General features: G+C 73.9%; 20 protein-coding genes. 11 read left to right on the top strand and 9 right to left on the bottom strand.

Annotation, left to right across the window (positions count from 1 at the left end):
* Positions 1-78: 78 nt before the first annotated feature.
* Together AB0398_RS18300 and AB0398_RS18295 are read right to left on the bottom strand one after the other, a co-directional pair.
* A complete protein-coding gene (locus AB0398_RS18300) occupies positions 79-1,416 on the bottom strand; it encodes an MFS transporter (protein ID WP_366376234.1) in 1,338 nt (445 codons plus the stop codon).
* 26 nt (positions 1,417-1,442) lie between these two features.
* Positions 1,443-1,886: a MarR family transcriptional regulator gene (locus AB0398_RS18295; protein WP_062753095.1), complete on the bottom strand. Its 444-nt coding sequence runs from the start codon at positions 1,884-1,886 to the stop codon at positions 1,443-1,445.
* A 274-nt stretch (positions 1,887-2,160) separates the two neighbouring features.
* Here AB0398_RS18295 and AB0398_RS18290 point away from each other — a divergent pair, with 274 nt between their 5' ends.
* Positions 2,161-2,415, top strand: coding sequence for a hypothetical protein (locus AB0398_RS18290; protein ID WP_366376232.1), 255 nt, complete (start codon positions 2,161-2,163; stop codon positions 2,413-2,415).
* On the opposite strand, the gene AB0398_RS18285 is transcribed toward AB0398_RS18290, so the two are convergent.
* The gene (locus AB0398_RS18285) at positions 2,385-3,836 is read right to left on the bottom strand and encodes an NCS2 family permease (RefSeq protein ID WP_366376230.1); all 1,452 of its coding nucleotides are present in this window, start codon (positions 3,834-3,836) and stop codon (positions 2,385-2,387) included. The genes AB0398_RS18290 and AB0398_RS18285 overlap by 31 nt on opposite strands.
* Before the next feature lie 158 nt (positions 3,837-3,994).
* On the opposite strand from AB0398_RS18285, the gene AB0398_RS18280 reads away from it, so the two are divergent.
* From AB0398_RS18280 to AB0398_RS18270, 3 genes are all read left to right on the top strand, one after another.
* Positions 3,995-4,294, top strand: coding sequence for a DUF2530 domain-containing protein (locus AB0398_RS18280; protein ID WP_366376228.1), 300 nt, complete (start codon positions 3,995-3,997; stop codon positions 4,292-4,294).
* A gap of 161 nt (positions 4,295-4,455) precedes the next feature.
* Positions 4,456-6,864 carry an HAD-IC family P-type ATPase gene (locus tag AB0398_RS18275; protein ID WP_366376226.1) on the top strand — a complete coding sequence of 803 codons (2,409 nt, stop codon included), beginning with the start codon at positions 4,456-4,458 and terminating at the stop codon, positions 6,862-6,864.
* A 38-nt stretch (positions 6,865-6,902) separates the two neighbouring features.
* Complete coding sequence (locus AB0398_RS18270; RefSeq protein ID WP_366376224.1) at positions 6,903-7,241, top strand: VOC family protein; 339 nt, start codon at positions 6,903-6,905, stop codon at positions 7,239-7,241.
* Positions 7,242-7,510: 269 nt separating this feature from the next.
* Here the strand turns inward: AB0398_RS18270 and AB0398_RS18265 are convergent, their stop codons facing one another.
* Positions 7,511-10,666: a molecular chaperone Hsp90 gene (locus tag AB0398_RS18265; RefSeq protein ID WP_366376222.1), complete on the bottom strand. Its 3,156-nt coding sequence runs from the start codon at positions 10,664-10,666 to the stop codon at positions 7,511-7,513.
* A gap of 109 nt (positions 10,667-10,775) precedes the next feature.
* Complete coding sequence (locus AB0398_RS18260; protein WP_366376220.1) at positions 10,776-11,705, bottom strand: DUF3027 domain-containing protein; 930 nt, start codon at positions 11,703-11,705, stop codon at positions 10,776-10,778.
* Between the two features lie 599 nt (positions 11,706-12,304).
* On the opposite strand from AB0398_RS18260, the gene AB0398_RS18255 reads away from it, so the two are divergent.
* The 4 genes from AB0398_RS18255 to AB0398_RS18240 all read left to right on the top strand — a co-directional run bounded on the left by AB0398_RS18255 (position 12,305) and on the right by AB0398_RS18240 (position 15,944).
* The gene (locus AB0398_RS18255; RefSeq protein ID WP_366376218.1) at positions 12,305-13,684 is read left to right on the top strand and encodes an MFS transporter; all 1,380 of its coding nucleotides are present in this window, start codon (positions 12,305-12,307) and stop codon (positions 13,682-13,684) included.
* Positions 13,685-13,838: 154 nt separating this feature from the next.
* Positions 13,839-14,321: a DUF2771 domain-containing protein gene (locus AB0398_RS18250; RefSeq protein ID WP_366376216.1), complete on the top strand. Its 483-nt coding sequence runs from the start codon at positions 13,839-13,841 to the stop codon at positions 14,319-14,321.
* A gap of 7 nt (positions 14,322-14,328) precedes the next feature.
* Positions 14,329-15,096 (top strand): futalosine hydrolase, encoded by a 768-nt coding sequence (locus AB0398_RS18245; RefSeq protein WP_366376214.1) that lies wholly within the window; start codon positions 14,329-14,331, stop codon positions 15,094-15,096.
* Positions 15,093-15,944 carry a 1,4-dihydroxy-6-naphthoate synthase gene (locus AB0398_RS18240; protein WP_366376213.1) on the top strand — a complete coding sequence of 284 codons (852 nt, stop codon included), beginning with the start codon at positions 15,093-15,095 and terminating at the stop codon, positions 15,942-15,944. Before AB0398_RS18245 ends, AB0398_RS18240 begins: the two co-directional genes overlap by 4 nt.
* Before the next feature lie 6 nt (positions 15,945-15,950).
* Here the strand turns inward: AB0398_RS18240 and AB0398_RS18235 are convergent, their stop codons facing one another.
* On the bottom strand, positions 15,951-16,334 hold the full coding sequence (locus tag AB0398_RS18235; protein ID WP_366376211.1) for a cold-shock protein: 384 nt from the start codon (positions 16,332-16,334) through the stop codon (positions 15,951-15,953).
* A 135-nt stretch (positions 16,335-16,469) separates the two neighbouring features.
* Between AB0398_RS18235 and AB0398_RS18230 the strand changes: the two genes are divergently transcribed.
* Entirely contained in the window at positions 16,470-16,748 is a 279-nt protein-coding gene (locus AB0398_RS18230) for a hypothetical protein (RefSeq protein WP_366376210.1), read from the top strand.
* On the opposite strand, the gene AB0398_RS18225 is transcribed toward AB0398_RS18230, so the two are convergent.
* Positions 16,736-17,356 carry an HAD hydrolase-like protein gene (locus AB0398_RS18225; RefSeq protein ID WP_366376209.1) on the bottom strand — a complete coding sequence of 207 codons (621 nt, stop codon included), beginning with the start codon at positions 17,354-17,356 and terminating at the stop codon, positions 16,736-16,738. The two genes, AB0398_RS18230 and AB0398_RS18225, sit on opposite strands and share 13 nt — an antisense overlap.
* A 108-nt stretch (positions 17,357-17,464) precedes the next feature.
* Entirely contained in the window at positions 17,465-18,682 is a 1,218-nt protein-coding gene (locus AB0398_RS18220; RefSeq protein ID WP_366376208.1) for a hypothetical protein, read from the bottom strand.
* Positions 18,683-18,754: 72 nt separating this feature from the next.
* Between AB0398_RS18220 and AB0398_RS18215 the strand changes: the two genes are divergently transcribed.
* Positions 18,755-21,328 carry a helicase C-terminal domain-containing protein gene (locus AB0398_RS18215; RefSeq protein WP_366376206.1) on the top strand — a complete coding sequence of 858 codons (2,574 nt, stop codon included), beginning with the start codon at positions 18,755-18,757 and terminating at the stop codon, positions 21,326-21,328.
* Positions 21,329-21,354: 26 nt separating this feature from the next.
* On the opposite strand, the gene AB0398_RS18210 is transcribed toward AB0398_RS18215, so the two are convergent.
* Entirely contained in the window at positions 21,355-21,933 is a 579-nt protein-coding gene (locus tag AB0398_RS18210; RefSeq protein WP_366376205.1) for a Uma2 family endonuclease, read from the bottom strand.
* Positions 21,934-22,061: 128 nt separating this feature from the next.
* On the opposite strand from AB0398_RS18210, the gene AB0398_RS18205 reads away from it, so the two are divergent.
* On the top strand, positions 22,062-23,702 hold the full coding sequence (locus AB0398_RS18205) for a DNA repair helicase XPB (protein WP_366376204.1): 1,641 nt from the start codon (positions 22,062-22,064) through the stop codon (positions 23,700-23,702).
* The last annotated feature ends 7 nt before the right edge of the window (positions 23,703-23,709 follow it).

Below are 23,709 nucleotides of genomic sequence, written 5' to 3'. Positions count from 1 at the left end.
AACCCGCGAAGCGTGGTGAGACGCAGCCCGGACACCACCTCCCCCGCGGAGGCCCCGCCCCCGTCACCCCGACGGGGGCTACGCCGCAGTCGTCAGCCGCTCCCGCGCCACGAACCGAACCTGCGGATGCCCCCGCCGCCACCCCACGGCGACCTTGAGACCCCCGACCCGAGCGAGCACGAGCCCCACGACCACAGCGGCGGCGAGCGAGATCAGCCCACCCGCGGCGAACCCGACCCGAGCCCCGTACACATCGGTGACCCACCCGAGCAGCGGCGCACCGATCGGCGTACCACCGGCGAAGACCATCATGTAGAGGCTCATCACCCGCCCCCGCATCGCGGGATCCGTGGCCATCTGCACGGCGGAGTTGGCGGTGACGTTGACCGTGAGCCCGATCATGCCGATCGGCACGAGCAGCAGCGCGAACAGCCAGAACGTCGGCGACAGGGCCGCGACGACCTCCAGCACACCGAAGACACCGGCGGCGATCACCAGCATCCGCAGCCGGGTCGAGCCGCGCCGGGCCGCCGCGAGGGCGCCCACGAGCGACCCGGCGGCCATCAGCGTGTTGAGGAACCCGTACGTACCGGCCCCGACATGAAAGACCCCGTCGGCGAAAGCGGTGAGCCAGATCGGAAAGTTGAACCCGAACGTCCCGATGAACCCCACAAGGACGATGGGCCACACCAGATCGGGCCGCCCGGCCACGTACCGCAGCCCCTCCCGGAGCTGCCCCTTCCCCCGCGGAACGCGCTCCACCTTGTGGAGCTCACCGGTCCGCATGAGCAACAGACCGACCACCGGCGCGACGAAGGAAAGACCGTTCAACAGAAAGGCCCACCCACTCCCGACCCCGGCGATGAGAACACCGGCGACGGCGGGCCCGACGAGCCGAGCGGACTGGAAGTTCGCCGAGTTCAGCGAAACGGCATTACGAAGCTGCTCGGGCCCGACCATCTCGGAGACGAAGGACTGCCGCGCCGGATTGTCGACAACGGTGACCATGCCCAACAGAAAAGCGATCAGATAGACATGCCAGACCTGCACGTGCCCCGACAGCGTAAGAACAGCAAGCGCCACACCACACAGCCCAAGGGCCGCCTGGCTGACGAGAAGCAGCTGCCGCTTCGGATACCGGTCGGCGATGACACCGCCGTACAGGCCGAAGAGCAGCATCGGCAGGAACTGGAGGGCCGTCGTGATGCCGACGGCGGCGGCCGAGCCGGTGAGGCTCAGGACGAGCCAGTCCTGGGTGATCCGGGCCATCCACGTACCGGTGTTGGAGACGATCGCTCCGGTGAAGAACAGCCGGTAGTTCCGGATCTTGAGCGAGGAGAAGGTCCCCCCGCCCCGACGGGTGTAGGTATCGGGTTTGTGGACGGGTGCGGAGTCTGCTCCGGGTCCCGTACTCAAAGTGCGTCGCCTCCTCGGCTCGTGGTCTACAGGTGCGCGAGCTTCTCCAGGACGGGGGCGGCCGCGCGCAGCTTGGCCCATTCGTCCTCGTCCAGACCCTCGGCGAGCGCGGCCAGCCAGGCGTTCCGCTTGCGGCGGGACTCCTCGAGCATGGCCTCGGCCTGCTCGGTCTGGCTGACCACCTTCTGCCGGCGGTCGTCGGGGTGCGGCTCCAGCCGGACCAGTCCCTTGGCTTCGAGCAGCGCGACGATGCGGGTCATCGAGGGCGGCTGGACGTGTTCCTTGCGGGCCAGCTCGCCGGGGGTCGCGGAGCCGCAGAGCGACAGGGTGCCGAGCACCGACATCTCGGTGGGGCTCAGCGATTCGTCGACGCGCTGGTGCTTGAGGCGTCGGCCCAGCCGCATGACGGAGGAGCGGAGCGCATTCACGGCCGCGACGTCGTCGGCGGTGCCGTGGGACAGGTCAGGCATGTTCGTTAGCATAACTCATTACCCTCTCTAAATACCACCGGAGCCCCACCGACGTCGCACGCATCACACCGCACACCCCCGCGCACCACACCCCCCGCACGCCCACGCGCCCCCGCACGCCCCCCACACCCACACCCGCACGCGCACCCGCGTGCCCGCGCGCGACAACACACACCGGCCCAGATCACGCTTCGGCATCCATGTATCACCCAAACGAGTGAGTCGGATCCAGAAAGTGACGCAAAGAAGCCCCGGGTGCCCCGACCCTGACGGCATGGGATCGACAGTGCTCAGCCTGCGCATCGACGGTGAGCTGCTCGACCGGCTCAGGAGTCACGCCGCGAAAAGAGGAATGAGCGTCCAGGACTACGTGGCCCGGACGCTCATTCGCGAGGATTTCGACGAGCGGTTCAAGACCGCCGTCGACGAGACGGAGAAGTTCTACGGTGCGGAGGGGGCGGAGGGGGAGCCGCCGCAGGCGCCCGCCCCGCCCCGGGATCACGTGAGGCCGAGCGCCGGCATCGCGTAGTAGAAGACGAACACCGCCGACACGACGTACATGGCGATCGGCACCTCACGGCCCCGGCCGGCCGCGAGCCGCAGCACGCTGAAGGCGATGAAGCCGATGCCGATGCCGTTCGTGATCGAGTACGTGAACGGCATCATCACCATGGCCAGGAACGCCGGCACCGCGATGGTGAAGTCGCTCCAGTCGATGTCCCTGACCGAACCGGCCATGATCAGGAAGCCGACCGCGAGCAGCGCGGGGGTGGCGGCCTGGGACGGGACCATGGTGGCCAGCGGCGTGAGGAACAGCGCCACGGAGAAGAGGCCGCCGGTGACCACGGAGGCGAGGCCGGTCCTGGCCCCCTCGCCGACGCCGGCCGTGGACTCCACGAAGCAGGTGGTGGCGGAGGAGGAGGTCGCGCCGCCGGAGGCGACGGCCAGGCCGTCGACGAGGAGCACCTTGTTGATGCCGGGGAAGTTGCCGTCCTTGTCGGTCAGCTTGGCCTCGTCGCCGACGCCGAGGATCGTGCCCATGGCGTCGAAGAAGCAGGACAGCAGCACGGTGAAGACGAAGAGGACGCCGGTCAGGACGCCGACCTTGTGGAAGCCGCCGAAGAGGCTGAACTGCCAGAAGAGGCCGAAGTCGGGCGAGGCGACCGGGTTGCCGGGCCACTCCGGGGTGGTCAGGCCCCAGGACGGGACGTCCGCGACCGCGTTGATCACCATGGCGGCGATGGTCATGACGACGATCGAGATGAGGATGGCGCCGGGGACCTTGCGGACGATCAGCGCGAGGGTGAGCAGGGCGCCCAGGACGAAGACGAGCACCGGCCAGCCGGTGAGGTGACCGTCGCCGCCGAGCTGGAGCGGGACGGTGGTGTGGGCGGCGTCGGGGATGCGGGAGACGAAGCCCGAGTCGACGAGGCCGATCAGCATGATGAAGAGGCCGATGCCGATCGCGATGCCCTTGCGGAGCCCGGCCGGGACGGCGCTCATCACGCGCTCGCGCAGACCGGTCGCGACGAGCAGCATGACGACGAGGCCGGCGAGGACGACCATGCCCATGGCGTCGGGCCAGGACATCCGGGGCGCGAGCTGGAGCGCGACGACGGTGTTGACGCCGAGGCCGGCGGCGAGGGCGATCGGGACGTTGCCGATGACGCCCATCAGGAGGGTGGTGAACGCCGCCGTGAGGACGGTGGCGGTGACGAGCTGGCCGCTGTCGAGCTGGTGCCCGTACATGTCCTTGGCGCTGCCGAGGATGATCGGGTTCAGCACGATGATGTAGGCCATCGCGAAGAAGGTGGCGAAGCCGCCCCGGACCTCGCGGGCGACGGTCGAACCGCGCTCGGAGATCTTGAAGAAGCGGTCGAGTCCGGAGGTCGGTTCGGGGGAACCGGACGGCTCGGGGGAAGGGGCCTTGGCGGTGGCCGTGGTGCTCATGGGAGTCCTCGTAGGAGAGTGTCCATTTTGGCGGTTCATACGAAGGAAACCCGCCACAGGCAAACCGTTTCAGTATGAACACATGAACGAGCGAGCGTCCATCTCCGCGCGTAGACAAGGATTCACGTCGCCCGAACCCGCCACCTAGACTGAGCCCCATGGCGAAGTGGACACCGAAGCACGAGGCACCCGAGCCCCTGGAAGGGCCCGTCGTCGCCACCATCACCGGCGGAACGATCCTCTGGTTCGTGCTCTTCCTCGTCCAGCTCCCCTTCTACGGCTGGTTCGACGACCGGGACCTGACCTGGTGGGTGTGGACCTGCCTGGCCGGGGCCGGGCTCGGCCTGATCGGCATCTGGTACGTACGGAAGCGCGACGCGGCGCTCAAGCGGCACGCGGCGGCAACGTCGGCGTCGGCGGCAACGGGGGAAGCCCCGGAGGAGCGCCCGGCTCCGTAACCCCGCCCGGCACCGTAACCCTGCCCGGCACCGGAAACGGCACCCGGAGTAGTACCACGGGACCACCCCCCCTCCCCCCACGGTCCGATCCCACCCCCTCTCCCCCCCATATCCCCCTCTCCGGCAGGTGAACGCCCCCTTCCGGTCGTACCGTCGAGAGCATGACGCAGCGGGCGAAGATCGACACCGACAGCAGGGGGACGGCGGGGGGCGGACCGCCCGTCGAGCACCGCCCCGCCGGACTCACCTCCGCCGAGGTCGCGGAGCGGGTCGCACGCGGGGAGGTCAACGACGTCCCCGTACGGAGTTCCCGCTCGGCCGTCGACATCGTCCGGGCCAACGTCTTCACCCGCTTCAACGCGATCATCGGCGTGCTGTGGGTGATCATGCTCTTCGTCGCGCCGATCCAGGACAGCCTGTTCGGCTTCGTGATCGTCGCGAACACCGGCATCGGCATCATCCAGGAGCTCCGGGCCAAGAAGACCCTCGACGGGCTCGCCGTCATCGGCGAAGCCAAGCCGACGGTCCGGCGCGACGGGACCGCCGCCGAGCTGTCCACCTCGGAGATCGTCCTCGGGGACCTGATCGAGCTGGGGCCTGGGGACAAGGTGGTCGTCGACGGGGTGGTGGCGGAGGCCGACAGCCTGGAGGTCGACGAGTCGCTGCTCACCGGCGAGGCCGACCCGGTGGTGAAGAAGCCGGGCGACCCGATGATGTCGGGCTCGTTCGTGGTGGCGGGCGGCGGCGCGTTCACGGCCACGAAGGTCGGCCGCGAGGCGTACGCGGCGCAGCTCGCGGAGGAGGCGTCCCGCTTCACGCTCGTCCACTCCGAGCTGCGCAGCGGCATCTCCACGATCCTGAAGTACGTGACGTGGATGATGATCCCGACCGCGACCGGTCTGATCATCAGCCAGCTGATCGTCAAGGACACCAACCTCAAGGACTCGATCGCCCGGACCGTCGGCGGCATCGTCCCGATGATCCCCGAGGGGCTCGTCCTCCTCACCTCCGTGGCGTTCGCGATCGGCGTGGTCCGGCTCGGCCGCAAGCAGTGCCTCGTGCAGGAGCTGCCGGCCATCGAGGGCCTGGCGCGGGTCGACGTCGTGTGCCTGGACAAGACGGGCACGCTGACCGAGGGCGGCATGGACGTGACGGCCCTGCGTCCGCTGAACGGCTCCGACGAGGCGTACGTACGCAAGGTCCTCGGCGCGCTCGGCGCGTCCGACCCGCATCCGAACGCCTCCCTCCAGGCGATCATCGAGGCCTACCCGGACGCGGACGGATGGCGCTGCACGGAGGCGCTGCCGTTCTCGTCGGCCCGCAAGTACAGCGGGGCGACGTTCGACGAGGGCGGCGGCGAGGAGTCGTCGTGGCTGCTGGGCGCGCCGGACGTGCTCCTGGAGGCCGGCGACCCGGCGCTCGCCGAGACCGACCACCTGAACGAGCAGGGCCTGCGGGTCCTCCTCCTGGCCCGTACGGACCGCGAGCCCGGCGCCCCCGGGGCGGCGGAGGCGGCCCGCCCGGCCGCGCTCGTGGTCCTGGAGCAGCGGCTGCGCCCGGACGCCTCCGACACCCTCGCGTACTTCGCGGACCAGAACGTCGCCACGAAGGTCATCTCCGGCGACAACGCGGTCTCGGTGGGGGCGGTGGCCGGGAAGCTGGAGCTGCCGGGGGCGGAGCACACGGTGGACGCCCGCACGCTCCCGGAGGACCGGGAGAAGATGGCGGAGGTGCTGGAGGAGAACGCGGTCTTCGGCCGGGTCACCCCGCAGCAGAAGCGGGACATGGTGGCGGCGCTCCAGTCGAAGGGCCACACGGTCGCGATGACCGGGGACGGCGTGAACGACGTCCTGGCCCTGAAGGACGCGGACATCGGCGTCTCGATGGGCTCGGGCTCGGAGGCGACCCGGGCGGTCGCGCAGATTGTCCTCCTGAACAACTCCTTCGCGACGCTGCCGTCGGTGGTGGCGGAGGGGCGCCGGGTCATCGGCAACATCACGCGCGTGGCGACCCTGTTCCTGACGAAGACGGTCTACTCGGTGCTGCTGGCGGTCCTGGTGGTCTGCTCCCAGGTGGAGTACCCCTTCCTCCCCCGCCACCTGACCCTGCTGTCCACCCTGACGATCGGCGTCCCGGCCTTCTTCCTGGCCCTGGCCCCGAACAAGGAGCGGGCGAAGCCGCACTTCGTGCGCCGGGTGATGCGGTACGCGATCCCGGGCGGGATCATCGCGGGGGCGGCCACCTTCACCACGTACCTCCTGGCCCGCCACCACTACAGCGGCGCGGACGCCCTGGGGGCCGAGACCAGCGCGGCGACCCTCACCCTCTTCCTGGTCTCCCTCTGGGTCCTCGCGATCATCGCCCGCCCCTACACCTGGTGGCGCCTCGCCCTGGTCGCCACCATGGCCGGCGCCTTCCTCCTGGTCCTCGTCGTCCCCTGGCTCCAGGACTTCTTCGCCCTGAAACTGGTCGGCACGACGATGCCGTGGGCGGCGGTCGCGATCGCGGCGACGGGCGCGGCGGTCCTGGAGGTCGCGTGGCGCTGGGTGGACCGGAGGTTCCCGGCGTAGCCGTACGACCGGCACATCGACTCCACCTGGAGGACACCATGCCCCTGGAACTCTTCGCGGGCGTCCCCGTGACCGACTACGCCTCGGCGCTGCCCTGGTACGAACGGTTCTTCGGCGCCCGGCCGTCGTTCCTGCCGAACGACACGGAGGCGGTGTGGCAGGTCGCCGAGGACCGGTACGTCTACATCGTCGAGGACGGCGAACGAGCGGGGAACGCGCTGGTGATGACGTTCGTCGACGACCTCGACACCCGGGTCGCCGAGCTCGCCCGGCACGACGTCGAACCCGTGCGACGCGAGACGTATGACGGCGTGACCAAGGTGACCTACCGGGACGCGGACGGCAACGAGATCAGCCTGGGCGGCGGGGCGCTCTGAGGCCCTGCCGGGGGCCGGTGCCCTCGGGAGCGCGGTTCCGGACCGGTCTCGCGGAGCGCTTCGAGCGGGTGACCGCGGTCAGCACCCTCACGACCGCCGTCGTGGCGATCGTCGAGTGGAGGGACAGGAAGGACCGGCGACCGGCCGAGTACGCGGAGACCGCCCCCGCCGTCGGGTTCGGCACGGTGTGTCCCCAGCAGATCGGCGTCGACAGGCTCACGGTCCGCCCGTGGCCGGGGCCCGGGACGAAGGCCCCGGCGGCCCGGCGGTCAGTCGAACCACCGGTCCCGCGAAAGCTCCTCCGTGCGGGTCGGGTCCTCCAGGAGGGCCGCGACCTCGAAGCGGCGGGGCCACTGGCCGGCGGCCCAGGCGAGGCCGGCGGCGACGCCTTCGAGGGTGGCGGCGTGGACGGTGCCGTCGGGGGTGCGGCGCCAGTCGAGCTCGACGCCGCCCGCGCGGAGTTCCTCGTGCTCGACGTAGAAGCCGGGGGTGGCGGGGCCGAGGAGGGCCGTCACGGAGTCCGGGACGCCGTGCTCCTCGCCGGTCGTCGTGACCTCCGCCTCCACCGTCTCGCTCAGGCGGCGCACCTGGAACAGGTCGGCCAGGTCCACCGCGCGGGACGGGGAGACCGGGAGGAGGGGGAGCCCGGCCGCCAGGGGCAGGAGGTCGGGGGTGTCCGCCACCACCGCGTCCGCCGCGTCGACCACGGTCACGACCCCGTCGACGACCGCCCGCAGCTCGTCCGGGAGGGTCACCTGCTCCGGGTCCAGGTCCGCGAGGGCCGTGTAGAGGGCGTGCAGCTGCGGGGCCGTCACCACGCGGTCCGGGTCCGCCAGGCGGCCGAGCAGCTCCGCCGCGCCGCCCGGCTCGTCCAGGAGCGCCGGGACCGAGGTGCGGACGCCGAGGGCCCGCAGGACCTGCTCGTCGTCGAAGCCGGTCGCGTCGGCGGAGTCGTACAGGCCGATCAGGAGGGGGTCGGTGCCGGCGGCGCGCAGTCCGGCCGGGCGGCGGCCGTCCAGTACGGGGTGGTCGCGGAGCCACCAGGCCGTGTACGGGCGGACCGTCTCCGTCGCGCCGTCCGGCAGGAGGACCCGTACGGGCTGGATCAGGGCGTCCCTCAGGGGCGGCACCGCGAGCAGGGCGAGCGCCCGCGGCCAGGCGTCGTCGTCGACCAGGTCCAGGTCCCGTACGGCGACGATCTCCGTCGCCACCGGCGGCACCGGGGTCTCCGGGAGGCGGTCGAGGACGTCCTCGCACCACACGTCGACCGCGTCGAGGAGCCCGGCGTCGTCCGGCTCCGGATAGTCGCCCTCGCGGGGCTCGACCTCGTCCGGGTCGAGGACGAGGTCGCTCGTGCGGACCAGGGCGAAGGTGGCGAGCACCCCGCACGCGGTGAGGGGCTGCTCGCCCCAGCGGGCGGCGAGGCCGGCGTCCACGAAGGCGATCTCGTCCTCGCGGACGACGGCGGCGAAGGGCGAGCCGGGGAGGACGAGTTCGCTGGCCGGGGCGAGCTCGCCGTCCTCGTCGGGAAGGGCGAGCGCGCCCAGCCACGGCTCCTCGCCCGGGGCGAGGTCCGCGTCGCGGGCCAGGCCGAGGACGGTCTCGGCCAGCTCCTCGGCGTCCAGGGCGTCGACGTCCTCGTCCCAGATCTCGCCCACGTCGAGGGAGGCGGCGACCGCGAGCCGCACCTGGTGGGTCGTCAGGATCGCGCGGGGCGTGGCGGGCAGGGCGCCCAGCTTCTCCAGGAGCGGGTGGGCGGCGTCCGGGTGCGCCACCTTCAGGCCGAGCCGGGCCAGCTCGGGCGGGGTGCCCTCCTGCGGCAGGAGGACCTGGCGGGGGCCGATCACCGTGCGGGACCGGGTGCCCTCCGTCTCCTCCGCCAGCGGCACCGGCAGGCCCGTGAGCCGGTCCGGGTCGACGCCCGCGAGGGAGTCGTACAGGCGCCACCACCAGCCGGCGGGCCGGTCGACCCCGGCCAGGCGGTCGATCGCCTCGGTCAGCGGCACCCGGCCGACGCCGAGCGTGCGCAGTTCCGGGCGGCGCTCCAGACCGGCCGGGAGGAGCGTCGGAAAGACCTCCGCGAGCACGTTCACGGTGTCCGCGCCCGCGCCCTCCACGACCTCCGCCTCGATCGGGCGGAGCGCGGGCAGCTCCTCGGTCGGGACGGCGGGCGCCAGGAACCCGACGCGCGGCAGCCGGTCGAGGATCGCCTCGCGCAGCGCCCCGTCGAGCGGGCCCTTGCCGAACGGGCCGGGCACGAGGTCGAGCGCGGCGGTCGTCACCGGCCGCCAGTCGGCGAGCAGTTCGGCGTACGCGTCGGCCGCCCGCTGCACCAGGAAGTCGGTGAGCGGCCCGGGCGCCGGGTGGCGGCGGGCGGTGTCGAGCGGCAGGGAGGCGATGAGGAGGGCGGGGATGCCCAGGGGTTCGTCCGTGGGGGTCGGGGCGTGCACGACCGGGGTGGTCTGCGGGTAGCGCGGAGCCCCCGCGTCGTCCACGGGCACGGCCCAGGTGACCGACCAGTGGGGGCGCAGGCGCTCCTCGACCGGGCGGTCCCTGAGGAGTTCGGGGTCGAGCGGGCCGGCGTGGCCGACGGTCCGCCAGCGGTGCGCGCCGCTCGCGGAGTCCTCGATACGGACGTAGCCGTCGGCCTCGGAGCGGCGGAGCGTTCGTACACCTTCGGGTGTCTCCACGACGACCTCGGACAGACCCGGAAGAGTGAGCAGCAGGGCGTCGTCGATCGAGGAGAGGAGCCGCTCGGTGAGGTCGTGGGCGGCCGCGTCGCGCAGCGGCAGGACCACGACGCTGTCGTACCCGTCGGGCGCGGTGCCCTCGGCGGGCAGCGGGAGGCGGAGCAGCGGCACGTGGCCGTCGCGGCGGCGCAGTTCGTCGCCGAGGCCCGGGCTGTGGCGGGCGGCCTCGGCGGCCAGTTCGCGGGCCTCGGCGAGGGACCAGCGGACGCCGCCGTGGCGGCCGAGGAGGGCGGGCTCGTCGGTGACGGCGAGGACGGCGGCGAAGCCGACGCCGAAGCGGCCCACGGCCCCCGTGTCCCCCTCGCCGCCCTGCTCGCGCTTGGCGGAGGCGCGGAGGGTGGACAGCGACTCGACGCCCGTGGCGTCCAGCGGGGCGCCGGTGTTGGCGGCGGCCAGGACGGCCGGGCCCTCGTGGTCCGCCGGGTGCAGGGTGAGGCGGAGGCGGCCGGGGACTCCGGCGCGGCGGGCGGCGTCGGCGGCGTTCTGGGCCAGCTCGACGACCAGCCGGTCGCGGTAGCCGCCGAGCGCGAGGTCCTCCTCGGCGTTGGCGTCCTCCCGGAACCGGGCGGGCGAGGCCCCCCAGGCGTCGAGGACGCCGCGGCGCAGTCGTGCGGTGCCGAAGGGGTCGGTTCCGTCGGTCGTCGTCCGGACGCTGACGCTCACGTCTGACTCCACTCTGCGGTGCGGTGAATCGGGGCGGGACCGGTACGGTGCCGTTCCGGAGGTCCCGGGGCCCGAAGGTACCGCGCCGCGCGGTACGGCCTTCCCGGCGGAGGGGCCGCCCCTACGAGTGGCCCAGGTCCTCCAGGACCTCGTCCGGTTCCGTCGTGGAGCCGGAGTCGCCGGAGGGGCGGAGGGGGAAGGCGTCGACGGCCGTCGAGTCGTGGACCGGGGGCGCGGGGCGCGGCGGCTTCGGCATGACGGCGGCCTCCGAGTGGCCCCCGCAGCCGTACGCCAGGGAGACGACCCGGCCGTCCGCCGGGGAGAACTCGTTGGCGCAGATGCCGAAGGCCTGCTTCAGGGAGCCGTCCAGCGGCACCAGGAAGGCGCAGGACTCGCAGGTGGCGGGGGCCGCCTGCGCCATCGGCGTCTTGGCGCCGAAGGCCTCGTCCCAGCGGTCCGCGGCCACGTGCAGGCCGTAGCGGGACAGGACCCGGGCCCGGCGCATGCCGAGCTCGTCGGCGACCGACGCGATCGCGCCCCGCGAGGGGGTACGGGTCACGATCTCGGCGTCCTCGGCGTCGAGGTGGTCCGCCAGCTCCTCCGAGACCGCGGAGTTCGGCGGCGGCGCGTCCTCGCCGGTGTAGCCGGGCTCCAGGCGCGGGTCGTCCTGCTCGGTCGGCAGCAGGTCGCCCGGACCCATGTCGCCGGGGCGCAGCCGCTCGCTCCACGGCACCCACTCGGGGGCGAGGAGGGAGTCGGGTCCCGGCAGCAGGACGGTTTCGTCAAGCGTGACGTTCTTGGCGCGGGAGGCGCGCGTGACGGTCACCGCCCAGCGCCAGCCCCGGTAGCCGGGCTCCTTGCACTCGAAGAAGTGGGTGACGACGCGGTCGCCCTCCGCGAGGACCTCCACGTGGGCGCCCACGATCCCCGGCGCGGCCGCCTCCTCGGCGGCCTCCCGGGCGAGTTCCACCGCCTCGGCGCACAGGCGGTCGGGGGTACGCGTGGCTCGCGGGGCACGCGGGGTACCGCTTCGCGTCGTCGCAGCACTCACAGGTATCGCTTCTCTCCTACGCCGTCTCACAGGTGCGCCGGCCGGGAGGCGGGAGCGAAGCAACGGGCGGCGGGCGGAGCGGACCAGAGGGCCGCATCGACGTCCGCACCCGACGTGTCTCGCGCGTCTCGGGCACACCTAACGCCATCCATTCTGCGGTATGCCGAAGAGGCGCGCGGCCGAGAGCTTCCGCCGGTGACGCGCTACGCACGCTACCCCGTTCGCGGGCCTCCGCCCACCTGCCCGTCCCAAGAGGGCCGCATCACGGACGACCGGGCCGGTCACGGAGCCCCGGGAACGGCCGGACGGACCGCGTGCGCGTCCGGTGGCGGAGGCCGGGAACGACGGGGCGGATCATGTACGCGCCCGGTCGCGGAGGCCCGGAATCACCGCGTCGGCCGTACGGTCCACGGGCTGCGGGCCCCGGCCGCCCGCACCGACCAACGGCGCGCCCGCGACACGCCCGGCGTGCGGGCCCGTTCGAGCGGGTCTCCGGCGCGCCTCCGGGTCCTCCGCCGGGCCGCGGGCGGCCCGGTCGGTCCGGATGTATCCCGCGTCACGCCACGGTTCGGGACCCGACCTTGGGGCACTATGACGGGGTGGCAGCCGCACGGTCCCCCGCACGATCCGAGGATCAGGCCGGGCCGCTCCGGAGAGCGGGCCGGGCGGTCGGGCGTGCCCTGCACCTGCCGTTCACCGGCACGGCGAAGGGCATCCGGAAGGCCACCCACGCGCACGGCGCGGGCGAGTCGGGGCTCGGCAAGCTGATCGAGCTGCACGCCGTGAACGGCGCCGGGGACGTCATGATCACCGTCGCCCTCGCCTCCACCGTCTTCTTCTCCGTGCCGACCGACGAGGCCCGCGGCCGCGTCGCCCTCTACCTCGCCATCACCATGGCCCCGTTCACCCTCCTCGCCCCCGTGATCGGCCCGCTCCTGGACCGCATCCCGCACGGCCGGCGCGCGGCGATGGCGGGCGCGATGGGGACCCGCGCGGTCCTGGCGATCATGATGTCCGGGGCCGTCGCGACCGGCGGCATCGAGCTGTACCCGGCCGCGCTCGGCGTGCTCGTGGCCTCCAAGGCGTACGGGGTGGTCCGCAGCGCGGTCGTGCCCCGGCTGCTGCCACCGGACTTCTCGCTCGTGAAGGCGAACTCCAGAGTCACCCTGGCCGGGCTGCTCGCCACCGGGGTCGCCGCGCCCGTCGGGGCGGGGCTCCAGATGATCGGGCCGGGCTGGCCGCTGTACGGCGCGTGCGCGCTGTTCCTGCTCGGCGTGTTCTGGGCGCTGCGGATGCCGCCGAAGGTGGACTCCGCGAAGGGCGAGCGGCGGGCGCACCTGCTGACCCACGGCGAGAAGAAGCCGAGCCTGCGGACGGTCGGCCCGGCGGTCCTGCACGGCCTGGCGGCCAACGCGGCCCAGCGCATGCTGTCGGGCTTCCTGATCTTCTTCCTGGCGTTCCTGCTGCGCGAGCACCCGCTCTCGGGTCAGAGCGCCGCCGTCTCCCTCGGCATCGTGGGCGTGGCGGCGGGCGTCGGCAACGCGTGCGGGACGGCGGTCGGCTCGCTGCTCCGGGACCGGGGCCACGGTCCCGAGGTGATCATCGCCACGATGATCAGCGTGGTCCTCGGCACCGCGATCTGCACGGCGATCTTCTTCGGCGGCGTGATGGTCGCCGTCCTCGGCGCGGTCGCGGGCCTCACCCAGGCCCTGTCGAAGCTGTCCCTGGACGCGCTGATCCAGCGGGACGTGCCGGAGGTGGTGCGGACCTCGGCGTTCGCGCGCTCCGAGACCGCGCTCCAGATGGCGTGGGTGGTGGGCGGCGCGATCGGCATCGCGCTCCCCCTGAACGGCACCCTCGGGATGTCCGTCGCCGCCGCGATCCTGGCCCTGGGCGCCTTCCTGGCCGTCCGCGGCCTGCTCTCGGCCGCCCGCCGCCGCCCGGGCCCGAAGAACCGCCCGAAGACCCGGGTGGCGTGACCGGGCGGTGGCCCCGGCGGCGTGGCCGGGTAGCGGCCCTCGCGGCGCGGAAGGGGCCTCCGGGCGTACGGATGGCCCAGCCCGTCCGGTACCGGGAGGCGGCACGCCGTACCCCCGCGTGGCGCGGAAGCGACGGCCCGATAGCCTTCGGCTCATGACCGTTGCGTTCTTCTCCGGCTCGCGCCGCCGGACCGCCGTCGCCCTCGGGGCCGTCTCCGCCGGGCTCCTCGTCCTCTCCGCCTGCGACAAGCCGACCCCGATCGCGACCCTGACGGTCGGATCCGACTCGGTCCACTCCGAGGCCGCCTGCTACAACGACGGCGACGCCATCAAGGAGTCGCAGGTCCAGGAGTGCCTCAACAAGAAGGCCGAGAAGACCATCACCGTCGCCCCGGACGACCGGATCCGCTTCGGCGTGGACCCCGAGATCGCCGACAACGGGTGGACGATCTTCCTCGGCGGCCAGCAGGCCGAGGCCGAGCCGTACAAGAAGACCTACCGGACCATTCCGGCCAGCGCCTTCTTCTCCAGCCAGCAGACCGGCGAGACCCTAGACCAGGCCCAGGTGACCATCGTCGAGAACACCGGCAAGAAGCTGACCGGCGTCTGGCACTTCCAGCTGAAGAAGGAATCCTGATCCGCCGGTGGTCCACCGGATCCTGATCGTGACGGCCGTGGCGGCGGAGGCGGACTCCGTCACCGCCGGCCTCGCCGCCGTCGCGACCGCCGCCCCGGAGCACGTCCCGCTGCCCGGGGGGTTCGCCCTGCGCCGCCACACGGACGGGGACCGCGCGCGCGTCGACGTCCTGGTCGGCGGGGTCGGCCCCGCGGCCGTCGCCGCCGCGACGGGAACGGCCCTGGCGCACGCCTCGACGAGGGCGACGGGCGCGGACCACCGGGAACGTCCCTACGACCTCGTCGTCTCCGCCGGGATCGCCGGCGGGTTCCAGCCGTCCGCCCCGCTCGGGACCCTCGTCGTCTCGTCCGCGATCGTCGCCGCCGACCTCGGGGCGGAGACCCCCGACGGGTACCTCGCCGTCGACGAGCTCGGCTTCGGGCGGTCCGTCCACCCCGTGCCCGAGGCGCTGACCGGCCGCCTCCGCGCCGCCCTGGCCGCCGAGGGCCTGCCGTGCGCCGTCGCGCCCGTCCTCACCGTCTCCACCGTCACCGGCAGCGCCCGGCGCGCCGCCGAGCTGGCCGAGCGGCACCCCGGGGCCGCCGCCGAGGCGATGGAGGGCTTCGGCGTCGCCGAGGCCGCCGCCGCGTACGGCGTGCCCGTCCTCGAACTCCGTGCCGTGTCGAACGCCGTCGGCCCCCGCGACCGCGCCGCCTGGCGCATCGGCGACGCCCTGGACGCGCTCCGCCGGGCCGCCGGGGCACTGAGCCGCACCGTCCCCGTGGAGACGCCGTGAAACTGAAGATCGCCTACTCGCCCTGCCCGAACGACACCTTCGTCTTCGACGCCTGGGCCCACGACCGCGTCCCCGGCGCCCCCCGGCTCGACGTGACCTTCGCCGACATCGACGTCACCAACGGCTGGGCCGAGAGCGGCACCGACGCGCACGACGTCCTCAAGGTGTCGTACGCCGTGCTGCCCTGGATCCTCGACGAGTACGCCCTGCTGCCCTGCGGCGGCGCGCTGGGCCGGGGCTGCGGGCCGCTCGTCCTGACCCGGGACGCCGGGACGGGCGCCGACCTGGCCGGGAGGACCGTCGCCGTGCCGAGCGAGCGCTCGACCGCGTACCTGCTGTTCCGGCTGTGGGCGGCCGAGGCCGTGCCCGGCGGGGTCGGCGAGGTGGTCGTGATGCCGTTCCACGAGATCATGCCCGCCGTCCGCGACGGCAAGGTCGACGCGGGGCTCGTCATCCACGAGGCCCGCTTCACGTACCAGGAGTACGGGCTGCACCGGCTCGCCGACATGGGCGAGCACTGGGAGTCGACGACGGGCCTGCCGATCCCGCTCGGCGCGATCGTCGCCCGCCGCTCGCTCGGCGCGGAGACCCTCCGGCTGCTCGCCGACGCGGCCCGCGCGTCCGTGCGGATGGCCTGGGACGACCCGGCCGCCTCCCGGCCGTACGTCATGGAGCACGCGCAGGAGATGGACCCGAAGGTGGCGGACCAGCACATCGGCCTGTACGTGAACGAGTTCACGGCCGACCTCGGCGAGCACGGCTACGCGGCGGTCCGCGGGCTGCTCACCCGCGCCGCGGCCGAGGGACTCGTACCGCCCCTCGGCCCGGACGCGCTCGCCTTCCCCTGAGAAGGTTCAGACGTCGAGCTGGTCCGCGACCGCCCGCAGCAGGCCGGCGATCTTCTTGCCCGCCGTCTTCTCCGGGTAGCGGCCGCGCTCCAGCATCGGCGTGATGTTCTCCAGGAGCGTCGTCAGGTCCTGCACGATGGAAGCGAGTTCGTCGGGCTTGCGACGCTGGGCCGCGGCGACGGACGGGGTGGGGTCGAGGATCACGACGGACAGCGCCTGGTCGCCGCGCTGGCCCGCGACGACGCCGAACTCCACCCGCTGGCCCGGCTTCAGCGCCTCGACTCCGGCGGGGAGCACCGACGAGTGGACGAAGACGTCGCCGCCGTCGTCACGGGAGAGGAAGCCGAAGCCCTTCTCGCTGTTGAACCATTTCACCTTGCCGGTAGGCACGTCCGTCCTCGTCCTCGTCGATGGGGATGGCGAACGGCGGGTCGACCGACCCGCCGGCACCAAGGCTAATGGTCCGGAGGCCGGTGACAAGACGTCGCCGATGTGTTCCTACGGCCTGGGAACTACCCTGGTCGAATGCGTAGTGAAACCCGCGCCGTGCCGGTGGACGACAGCGCCCCGGGCGACGGCCTCGTCAAGGCCGGCGGCATCCTCTTCGTGATCGGCGCGGTCGCGACGCTGGTCACCGTGGCTCCGCTGTTCCTCGGGACGGACCCGTTCCCCACCGTCGCGTACACCGTCTCGATGCTGATGGGGGTCGGATTCCTCGTCGCCGCCGCCGGCGTGATGCGCTCGATCGCGGCCCAGCGGCGCCAGGCCAGGGCCGGTACGGGCACGCCCGCTCAGCCCCGGTAGGCCTCCCACCAGGCACGGAAGTCCGTCAGGTCCGCCAGGACCACGTCCGCGCCGGCCTCCCGCAGCTCCTCGGCGGGGCAGGGGCCGGTCGCCACGGCCACCGAGAGGGCGCCCGCGGCGGCGGCGCCCCGGACGTCGCCGGTGTGGTCGCCCACGTACACCCGGGCGCCGTGGGCGCGCAGGGCCTCCGCCTTGCCCTCGGCCCACAGGCCGCCGACGACCGCGTCGGGCTCGATGCCGAGGTGCTCGAAGTGCAGTTCGGCGTGGGGGCCGTTCTTGGCGGTGACGACGAGCGTCCGGCCGCCCGCCTCGCGGACGGCCCGGAGCGCGTCCTCGGCGCCCGGCATCGGGACGGTGGGCCCGATCGCGTACTCCGGGTAGAGCGCGCGGTAGCGGGACACCATCTCCGGGACGCGCTCCTGCGGGAACCAGTACGCCATCTCGTGTTCGAGCGGCGGCCCGAGGCGGGTCACGACGAGGTCGGCGTCGATCGCGACCCCGGTCTCGGCGGCGAACGCCTCCCACGTGGCCTTGATGCCGGGGCGGGTGTCGAGGAGGGTCAGGTCGAGGTCGAAGCCGACGGTGAGCGGCGCGTCCGGAGAGGTCATGGCTCCCATTCTGGGCCAGGCGGTCAGGCGTTCGGGGGGCGGGCGGTCCGGGTGTTCCGGGGCGGGGCCGTGCCCGGTGAGTGGTGTCCCGGCCCGCGGTCCGGTGCCTCAGTGCTTGCGGGAGCGCCACAGCAGGAACAGGGCCGACGCGACCGCCGCCCCCCGCAGGACCCACGGCCAGGTCTCGGCGACCGCCGCGCCCATCGCCTCGCCGCCCGGGACCACCGGGTCGCCCCAGCGGCCCTGGACGCGGCCCCACAGCCAGAGCGTCCCGGAACCGGCGGCGAGGCCCGGGATCACCAGGACCGCGCCCTTGACCTCGCCGGGGGTCAGCCGGCGGGAGGCGTACGCGAGGAGCCAGCCCGCGGCGAGGGCGAGGAGCGAGCCGAAGACGGCGCCGCCGAGCAGGAGCAGCGCGGCGAGCAGTACGAAGGGGTTGGCGAGGCGGGCGCGGGGCGGGGCCTCCGCCACCGGCGCCTCCGCCTCGGGGGCCGGGACCAAGCCCTTGCGCCGGCGCAGGATCCGGGCCAGTACCCGGCGCTTCCCGGACGCGGAGGCTCCCGCCTCCTCCTCTTCCTCGTCCTCCTCGGGGGCGGGCGGCGTGAAGAGGTCCGGGCGTTCGATCCCCCCGAAGAAGCCGGGGACGCCGTCGGCGCCCTCCGTCCGCCACCAGTCGGGCTCCTCCGGACCGTCGAAGGCGCCCCGCTCCGCCCCGCCGTGGAACAGCGGCCGGTCCGGGCCCGACACGCCGGGACGCGGTGCCGGGATTCCGGGCTTGTCGGGGACGGCCCCCTCGCGGGGTGACCGGGTGTCGCGGTCCGCGCGGGCGTCGGAGCTCGTACGGGCGTCGGAGCCCTTGCGGATGCCGGAACTCGTACGGCTGCCGGAGCCCTTGCGGCCGTCCGGGGCCGTCCGTCCCGTTCGGCCCTCGCGACCTGCCCTTTCGCCCGTCCCGTCGCCCGCCGGAGCGTCCCCGGGCCCTCCCGCCGTACGGTCCTTCCTGCGCGTACGGGAGGAGTCCCCCCGCTCCGGGCCGCCCCCGCGCGGCTGCGGCACCGGGCCCCGGGCTTCCCCCGGTTTCCCGGCGCCCCCCGGCGCCCGCGCCCCCGCGCGGTCCACGACCTCGTCCGGGGTGCCCAGGGCGCCGAGGATGCCCCGTACCGCCGCGGGGGTCTCCTCGCCGTGGGTGGCGCGCCGGCGGTCGATCTCGTTCCGGAGCGTCGACACGAGCCGCATGCGGTCGCCCGCCGGCAGGTGGCGCTGCTGGGCCAGATCGCCGACCCGGCTCAGGTAGTCGTAGACCAACTGGTCGCTCTCGATGCCCACGGTGCCCCTCCACGGCCGGTTCGCCCGGTACGGCCCGACGTTAGCGCCTGCGCAGCGGTTAACGTGGTCCGGATGGGGATCGGTGGGCTCGACCGGGAGGCGCACGTGGCCGAGGGAACAGGCGCCGCCGCGGCGCCCCGCACGCTCGCGGAGGCGCTCCGCGCCCGGGGGGACGAGGGGCTCACCGCGCTGCTGCGCGCCCGCCCGGACCTGCTGAACCCCGTGCCGAACGACCTGACGCAGCTCGCGACCCGGGCCGGGACGCGGGGCTCGGTGGTGCGGGCCCTGGAGCGGCTCGACCGGTTCGCGCTCCAGACGGCCGAGGCGCTCGCCGTCGCCCCCGACCCGGCCCCGTACCCCGTGCTCCTCGCCCTGCTCACCGGCGACGAGGGCGATCCGGTGATCGAGGACGCGCTGCCGGGCGCGGTGGCGCTGCTGCGCGAACAGGCGCTCGTATGGGGCGAGGACGACCGGCTGCGGCTCGTGCGGACCGCGCGCGAGCTGCTCTCGCCGTCGCCGCAGCACCCCTCCCCGACCGGGCTCGGGCCGACGGTCGCCGAGGCGACGTCCGGCATGTCGCCGGGCCGGGTGCAGGAGATCATCGCGACGGCCGGGCTCGCCGCGACGCACGACCCGGTGTCGGCGGTGGCGGCCCTGACCGGGCTCTTCACCGACCGGGACCGGATGGGCGCGCTCCTCGACGAGGCGCCGCCGGAGGCGCTGGCCGTCCTGGACCGGCTCGTGTGGGGGCCGCCGTACGGCGAGGTGACGGCGAACCCGGCGCCGCCCGTGCGCTGGCTGCGCGACCGGGGCCTGCTGCTCCCGGTGTCGGCGCGGACGGTGGTGCTGCCGCGCGAGGTGGCGCTGCACCTGCGGGGCGGGCGGGCGCACCGGGTGCCGGAGCCGGTGGCGCCGGAGGTGGCCGTGCTGCGCGAGCACCGTCCCCAGGTGGTGGACGGCGCGGCGGCCGGACAGGCGTACACGGCGCTCGCGACCGTCGAGGAGCTGCTGAAGTCCTGGGACAAGGGGGGCCCGCAGGTGCTGCGGGCGGGCGGGCTCTCCGTGCGGGACCTGCGGCGGGCCGCCGCCGCCCTGGACGTGACGGAGCAGGTCGCCGCCTTCTGGCTGGAGCTCTGTCACGGGGCGGGGCTGCTCGCCTCGGACGGGGAGGCGGACGAGCGGTACGCGCCGACGCCCGCCTACGACGACTGGCTCGACCTGCCGCCCGCCGAGCGCTGGGCCCGGCTCGTCGCGCCCTGGCTCGCCTCGACCCGCACGCCGGGCCTGGCCGGCGGCCAGGACGCGAAGGGGCGTGCCCTCTCGGCGCTCGGTCCTGACCTGGATCGGGCGGCCGCGCCCGAGGTGCGGCACCGGGTGCTCGGCCTCCTGGCGACGCTGCCGCCGGGTGCGGCGGCCGACCCGGAGACGCTGTTCGCGCGGCTGCGGTGGGAGCGGCCGCTGCGGGGCTCCGCCGCGGGTCCCGGTGACTCCGGTTCCGGCTACGGCTCCGGGGACGAGGGTGCGGGCGCCGCCCTCCCCGACGACCTGCGGTCCCGGCTCGCGCGCTGGTCGCTCGCGGAGGCCGAACTCCTCGGGCTCACCGGCCGGGGCGCCCTGGCGGCCCCGGCGCGGGCGCTGCTCAACCTGCCGCTGGCCGAGGCCGCGTCGCCGGCCGACGAGGGCGGCGGGGTCGAGGAGTCGGTGGCCGCCGAGCGGGCGGCGACGCTGCTCGCGCCGCTGCTGCCCGAGGCCGTCGACCACGTACTGCTCCAGGCCGACCTGACGGCGGTCGCGCCCGGCCCGCTGCGGCGGCCCCTCGCGGACGCGCTCGCGGTCCTCGCGGACGTGGAGTCGAAGGGTGGCGCGACGGTCTACCGGTTCACGCCCGGCTCCGTGCGGCGGGCCCTCGACTCCGGCCTCGCCGCGTCCGACGTGCACGCCTTCCTCGTCGCGCACTCCCGCACGCCGGTGCCGCAGCCGCTCGCGTACCTCGTGGACGACGTGGCCCGGCGCCACGGGCACCTGCGGGTGGGGGCGGCGTCCGCGTACGTGCGCTGCGACGACGACACCGTCCTCGGCGAGATCCTGGCCGACCGGCGCTCCGCCGCCCTCGGCCTGCGGCGCCTGGCGCCGACGGTGCTCGCCGCGCAGACGGACCCGGCGGCGCTGCTCGAAGGGCTGCGGGCGATGGGGTACGCGCCGGCCGCCGAGTCGGCGGAGGGGGACGTCCTGGTCACCCGCGCCGACGCGTACCGCACGCCCGCGCGTACGGCCCCCGTTCCCGTGCCGGACGGCCCGCCCGCCCCGGACGCGACCCTGCTGCACGCGGCGGTGAAGGCGATCCGGGCGGGCGACCGGGCGGCGACGGCGGTCCGCCGGGAGCCGGCGGCCCCGGCTCCGGCCGGGACCCTCCCCCGCACCTCGTCCGCCGAGACCCTGGCGACCGTCCAGGCGGCCGCGATGACCGGCTCGGCGGTCTGGATCGGCTACGTGAACGCGGACGGCGCGGCGAGCCAGCGGGTCATCGCCCCGGTCCGCGTGGAGGGCGGCTTCGTGACGGGCTACGACCACACGGCCGACGAGATGCGCACGTACCCGCTGCACCGGATCACGGGCGTGGCGGAACTGGCGGACGACCAGGTGTGACGGGGCCGACGGGGCCGGGCCCGTCCTCAGCGGCGCGGGGCCACCAGGACGCCGGGGTCGAGCTTCAGCGGGAACGGCGCCTCCAGGGCCGTCTCGCGCCCGGCCTCGGCGACGAGTCGCTCCACGTAGTGGCCGTCCCGCAGCTCGGAGACGACGAGCGCGGGCACGGGCTCCAGTTCCAGGCGCCACAGGTGCTCGATGCCGGCCTCCGCGTAGTACGGCGGCTTGAGCAGCCGGTCCGTGCGGCGGCCGGAGGACGACGGGGAGACGATCTCGACGACGAGGAGCACGGCGTCGGCGTCGCACGTCACCGGGTTCTCGGCGGCGGCAGCGGCCTCGACCACCACGATGTCGGGGATGAACAGTCCGTCGGGAAGGACCACGTTCACGGCTTCGAGCACCTCGGCGGACGTACCGGCAGCCTGGACGGCGGAGTCGAGCAGACTCCACAGCCGCGACGAAGCCCGCTGGTGCAGGAATCCCGGAGCCGGTGACATCAAGAGTGCTTCCCCCATCAATTCGCGACGTTCACCAAGGTCCTCCCCCAGAGCCAGGACCTCCTCTATCGTCCAAGGCCCGTAATGCGGATCGTGAGCCACGCTCATCTCTCGCCACCTCCCTCGCGCGGAAACCGGTGCCTCCAGTGTGGCAGCCCCTGCCGACATCGGCCCCGTATCAGGCAGACTGGAGGATTGGCCGTCGTCGGAGCGGCCCGGGAAGGATCTGATCGCGCGTGAACGGACCACTGATCGTCCAGAGCGACAAGACGCTGCTCCTGGAGGTCGACCACGAGCTGGCCGAGGCCTGTCGGCGGGCCATCGCGCCCTTCGCGGAGCTGGAGCGGGCGCCGGAGCACATCCACACGTACCGCGTGACGCCGCTCGGACTGTGGAACGCGCGGGCCGCCGGGCACGACGCCGAGCAGGTCGTGGACGCGCTCGTCGAGTACTCGCGCTACCCCGTGCCGCACGCGCTGCTCGTCGACGTCGCCGAGACGATGGACCGGTACGGGCGCCTCACGCTCTCCAAGCACCCCGTCCACGGGCTCGTGCTCACCACCACCGACCGGCCCGTCCTGGAGGAGATCCTCCGGTCGAAGAAGGTGCAGCCGCTGGTCGGGGAGCGGATCGACCCGGACACCGTGGCCGTGCACCCCTCCGAGCGCGGGCAGATCAAGCAGACCCTGCTGAAGCTGGGCTGGCCGGCCGAGGACCTCGCCGGGTACGTGGACGGGGAGGCGCACCGGATCGACCTCGCCGAGGACGGCTGGAGCCTGCGGCCGTACCAGAAGCAGGCCGTGGAGGGCTTCTGGCACGGCGGCTCCGGCGTCGTCGTGCTGCCCTGCGGCGCGGGCAAGACGCTGGTCGGCGCCGGGGCGATGGCCGAGGCCAAGGCGACCACGCTGATCCTGGTGACCAACACCGTCTCCGCCCGGCAGTGGAAGCACGAGCTGGTGAAGCGGACCTCGCTGACCGAGGACGAGATCGGCGAGTACTCCGGTACGAGGAAGGAGATCCGGCCCGTCACCATCGCCACCTACCAGGTGCTCACGACCCGCCGGAAGGGCGTCTACCCGCACCTGGAGCTGTTCGACTCCCGCGACTGGGGCCTCATCGTCTACGACGAGGTGCACCTGCTGCCCGCGCCCGTCTTCAAGTTCACCGCCGACCTCCAGGCCCGCCGCCGCCTCGGCCTCACCGCGACCCTGGTGCGCGAGGACGGGCGCGAGTCGGACGTGTTCTCGCTGATCGGGCCGAAGCGGTTCGACGCGCCGTGGAAGGAGATCGAGGCGCAGGGGTACATCGCGCCCGCCGACTGCGTCGAGGTCCGGGTGAACCTGACCGACTCGGAGCGGCTCGCGTACGCGACGGCCGAGCCGGAGGAGAAGTACCGCTTCTGCGCGACGACGGCGACGAAGCGGAAGGTGACGGAGGCGCTGGTGAAGAGGTTCGCCGGGCAGCAGACCCTCGTCATCGGGCAGTACATCGACCAGCTCGACGAGCTGGGCGAGCACCTCGACGCGCCGGTCATCAAGGGCGAGACGTCGAACAAGGAGCGGGAGCGGCTCTTCGACGCGTTCCGCACCGGCGAGATCGGCGTGCTCGTCGTCTCGAAGGTCGCGAACTTCTCGATCGACCTGCCCGAGGCGACGGTCGCCATCCAGGTGTCCGGCACCTTCGGCTCCCGGCAGGAGGAGGCCCAGCGCCTGGGCCGCGTGCTGCGGCCGAAGGCCGACGGCCACCAGGCGCACTTCTACTCGGTGGTCGCCCGGGACACCATCGACCAGGACTTCGCGGCGCACCGGCAGCGGTTCCTGGCGGAGCAGGGGTACGCGTACCGGATCGTGGACGCGGACGAGCTGCTGGCGCCGTAGCGCGCCG

The sequence above is a fragment of the Streptomyces sp. NPDC086147 genome (genome assembly GCF_040702165.1).
Lineage (GTDB): Bacteria > Actinomycetota > Actinomycetes > Streptomycetales > Streptomycetaceae > Streptomyces.
The sequence above is the reverse complement of the archived record's forward strand: the minus strand, read 5'-3'. Positions and strand labels throughout refer to the sequence as shown.

Bases quoted from the DNA above. Each gene is read 5' to 3' on its own strand.
- AB0398_RS18270 (WP_366376224.1), top strand. From the start codon at position 6,903: ATGCCCCTGGAACTCTTCGCGGGCGTCCCCGTGACCGACTACGCCTCG.
- AB0398_RS18295 (WP_062753095.1), bottom strand. From the start codon at position 1,886: ATGCCTGACCTGTCCCACGGCACCGCCGACGACGTCGCGGCCGTGAAT.
- AB0398_RS18285 (WP_366376230.1), bottom strand. From the start codon at position 3,836: ATGAGCACCACGGCCACCGCCAAGGCCCCTTCCCCCGAGCCGTCCGGT.
- AB0398_RS18275 (WP_366376226.1), top strand. From the start codon at position 4,456: ATGACGCAGCGGGCGAAGATCGACACCGACAGCAGGGGGACGGCGGGG.
- AB0398_RS18225 (WP_366376209.1), bottom strand. From the start codon at position 17,356: ATGACCTCTCCGGACGCGCCGCTCACCGTCGGCTTCGACCTCGACCTG.
- AB0398_RS18210 (WP_366376205.1), bottom strand. From the start codon at position 21,933: ATGAGCGTGGCTCACGATCCGCATTACGGGCCTTGGACGATAGAGGAG.
- AB0398_RS18215 (WP_366376206.1), top strand. From the start codon at position 18,755: ATGGGGATCGGTGGGCTCGACCGGGAGGCGCACGTGGCCGAGGGAACA.
- AB0398_RS18230 (WP_366376210.1), top strand. From the start codon at position 16,470: ATGCGTAGTGAAACCCGCGCCGTGCCGGTGGACGACAGCGCCCCGGGC.
- AB0398_RS18290 (WP_366376232.1), top strand. From the start codon at position 2,161: ATGGGATCGACAGTGCTCAGCCTGCGCATCGACGGTGAGCTGCTCGAC.
- AB0398_RS18280 (WP_366376228.1), top strand. From the start codon at position 3,995: ATGGCGAAGTGGACACCGAAGCACGAGGCACCCGAGCCCCTGGAAGGG.
- AB0398_RS18250 (WP_366376216.1), top strand. From the start codon at position 13,839: ATGACCGTTGCGTTCTTCTCCGGCTCGCGCCGCCGGACCGCCGTCGCC.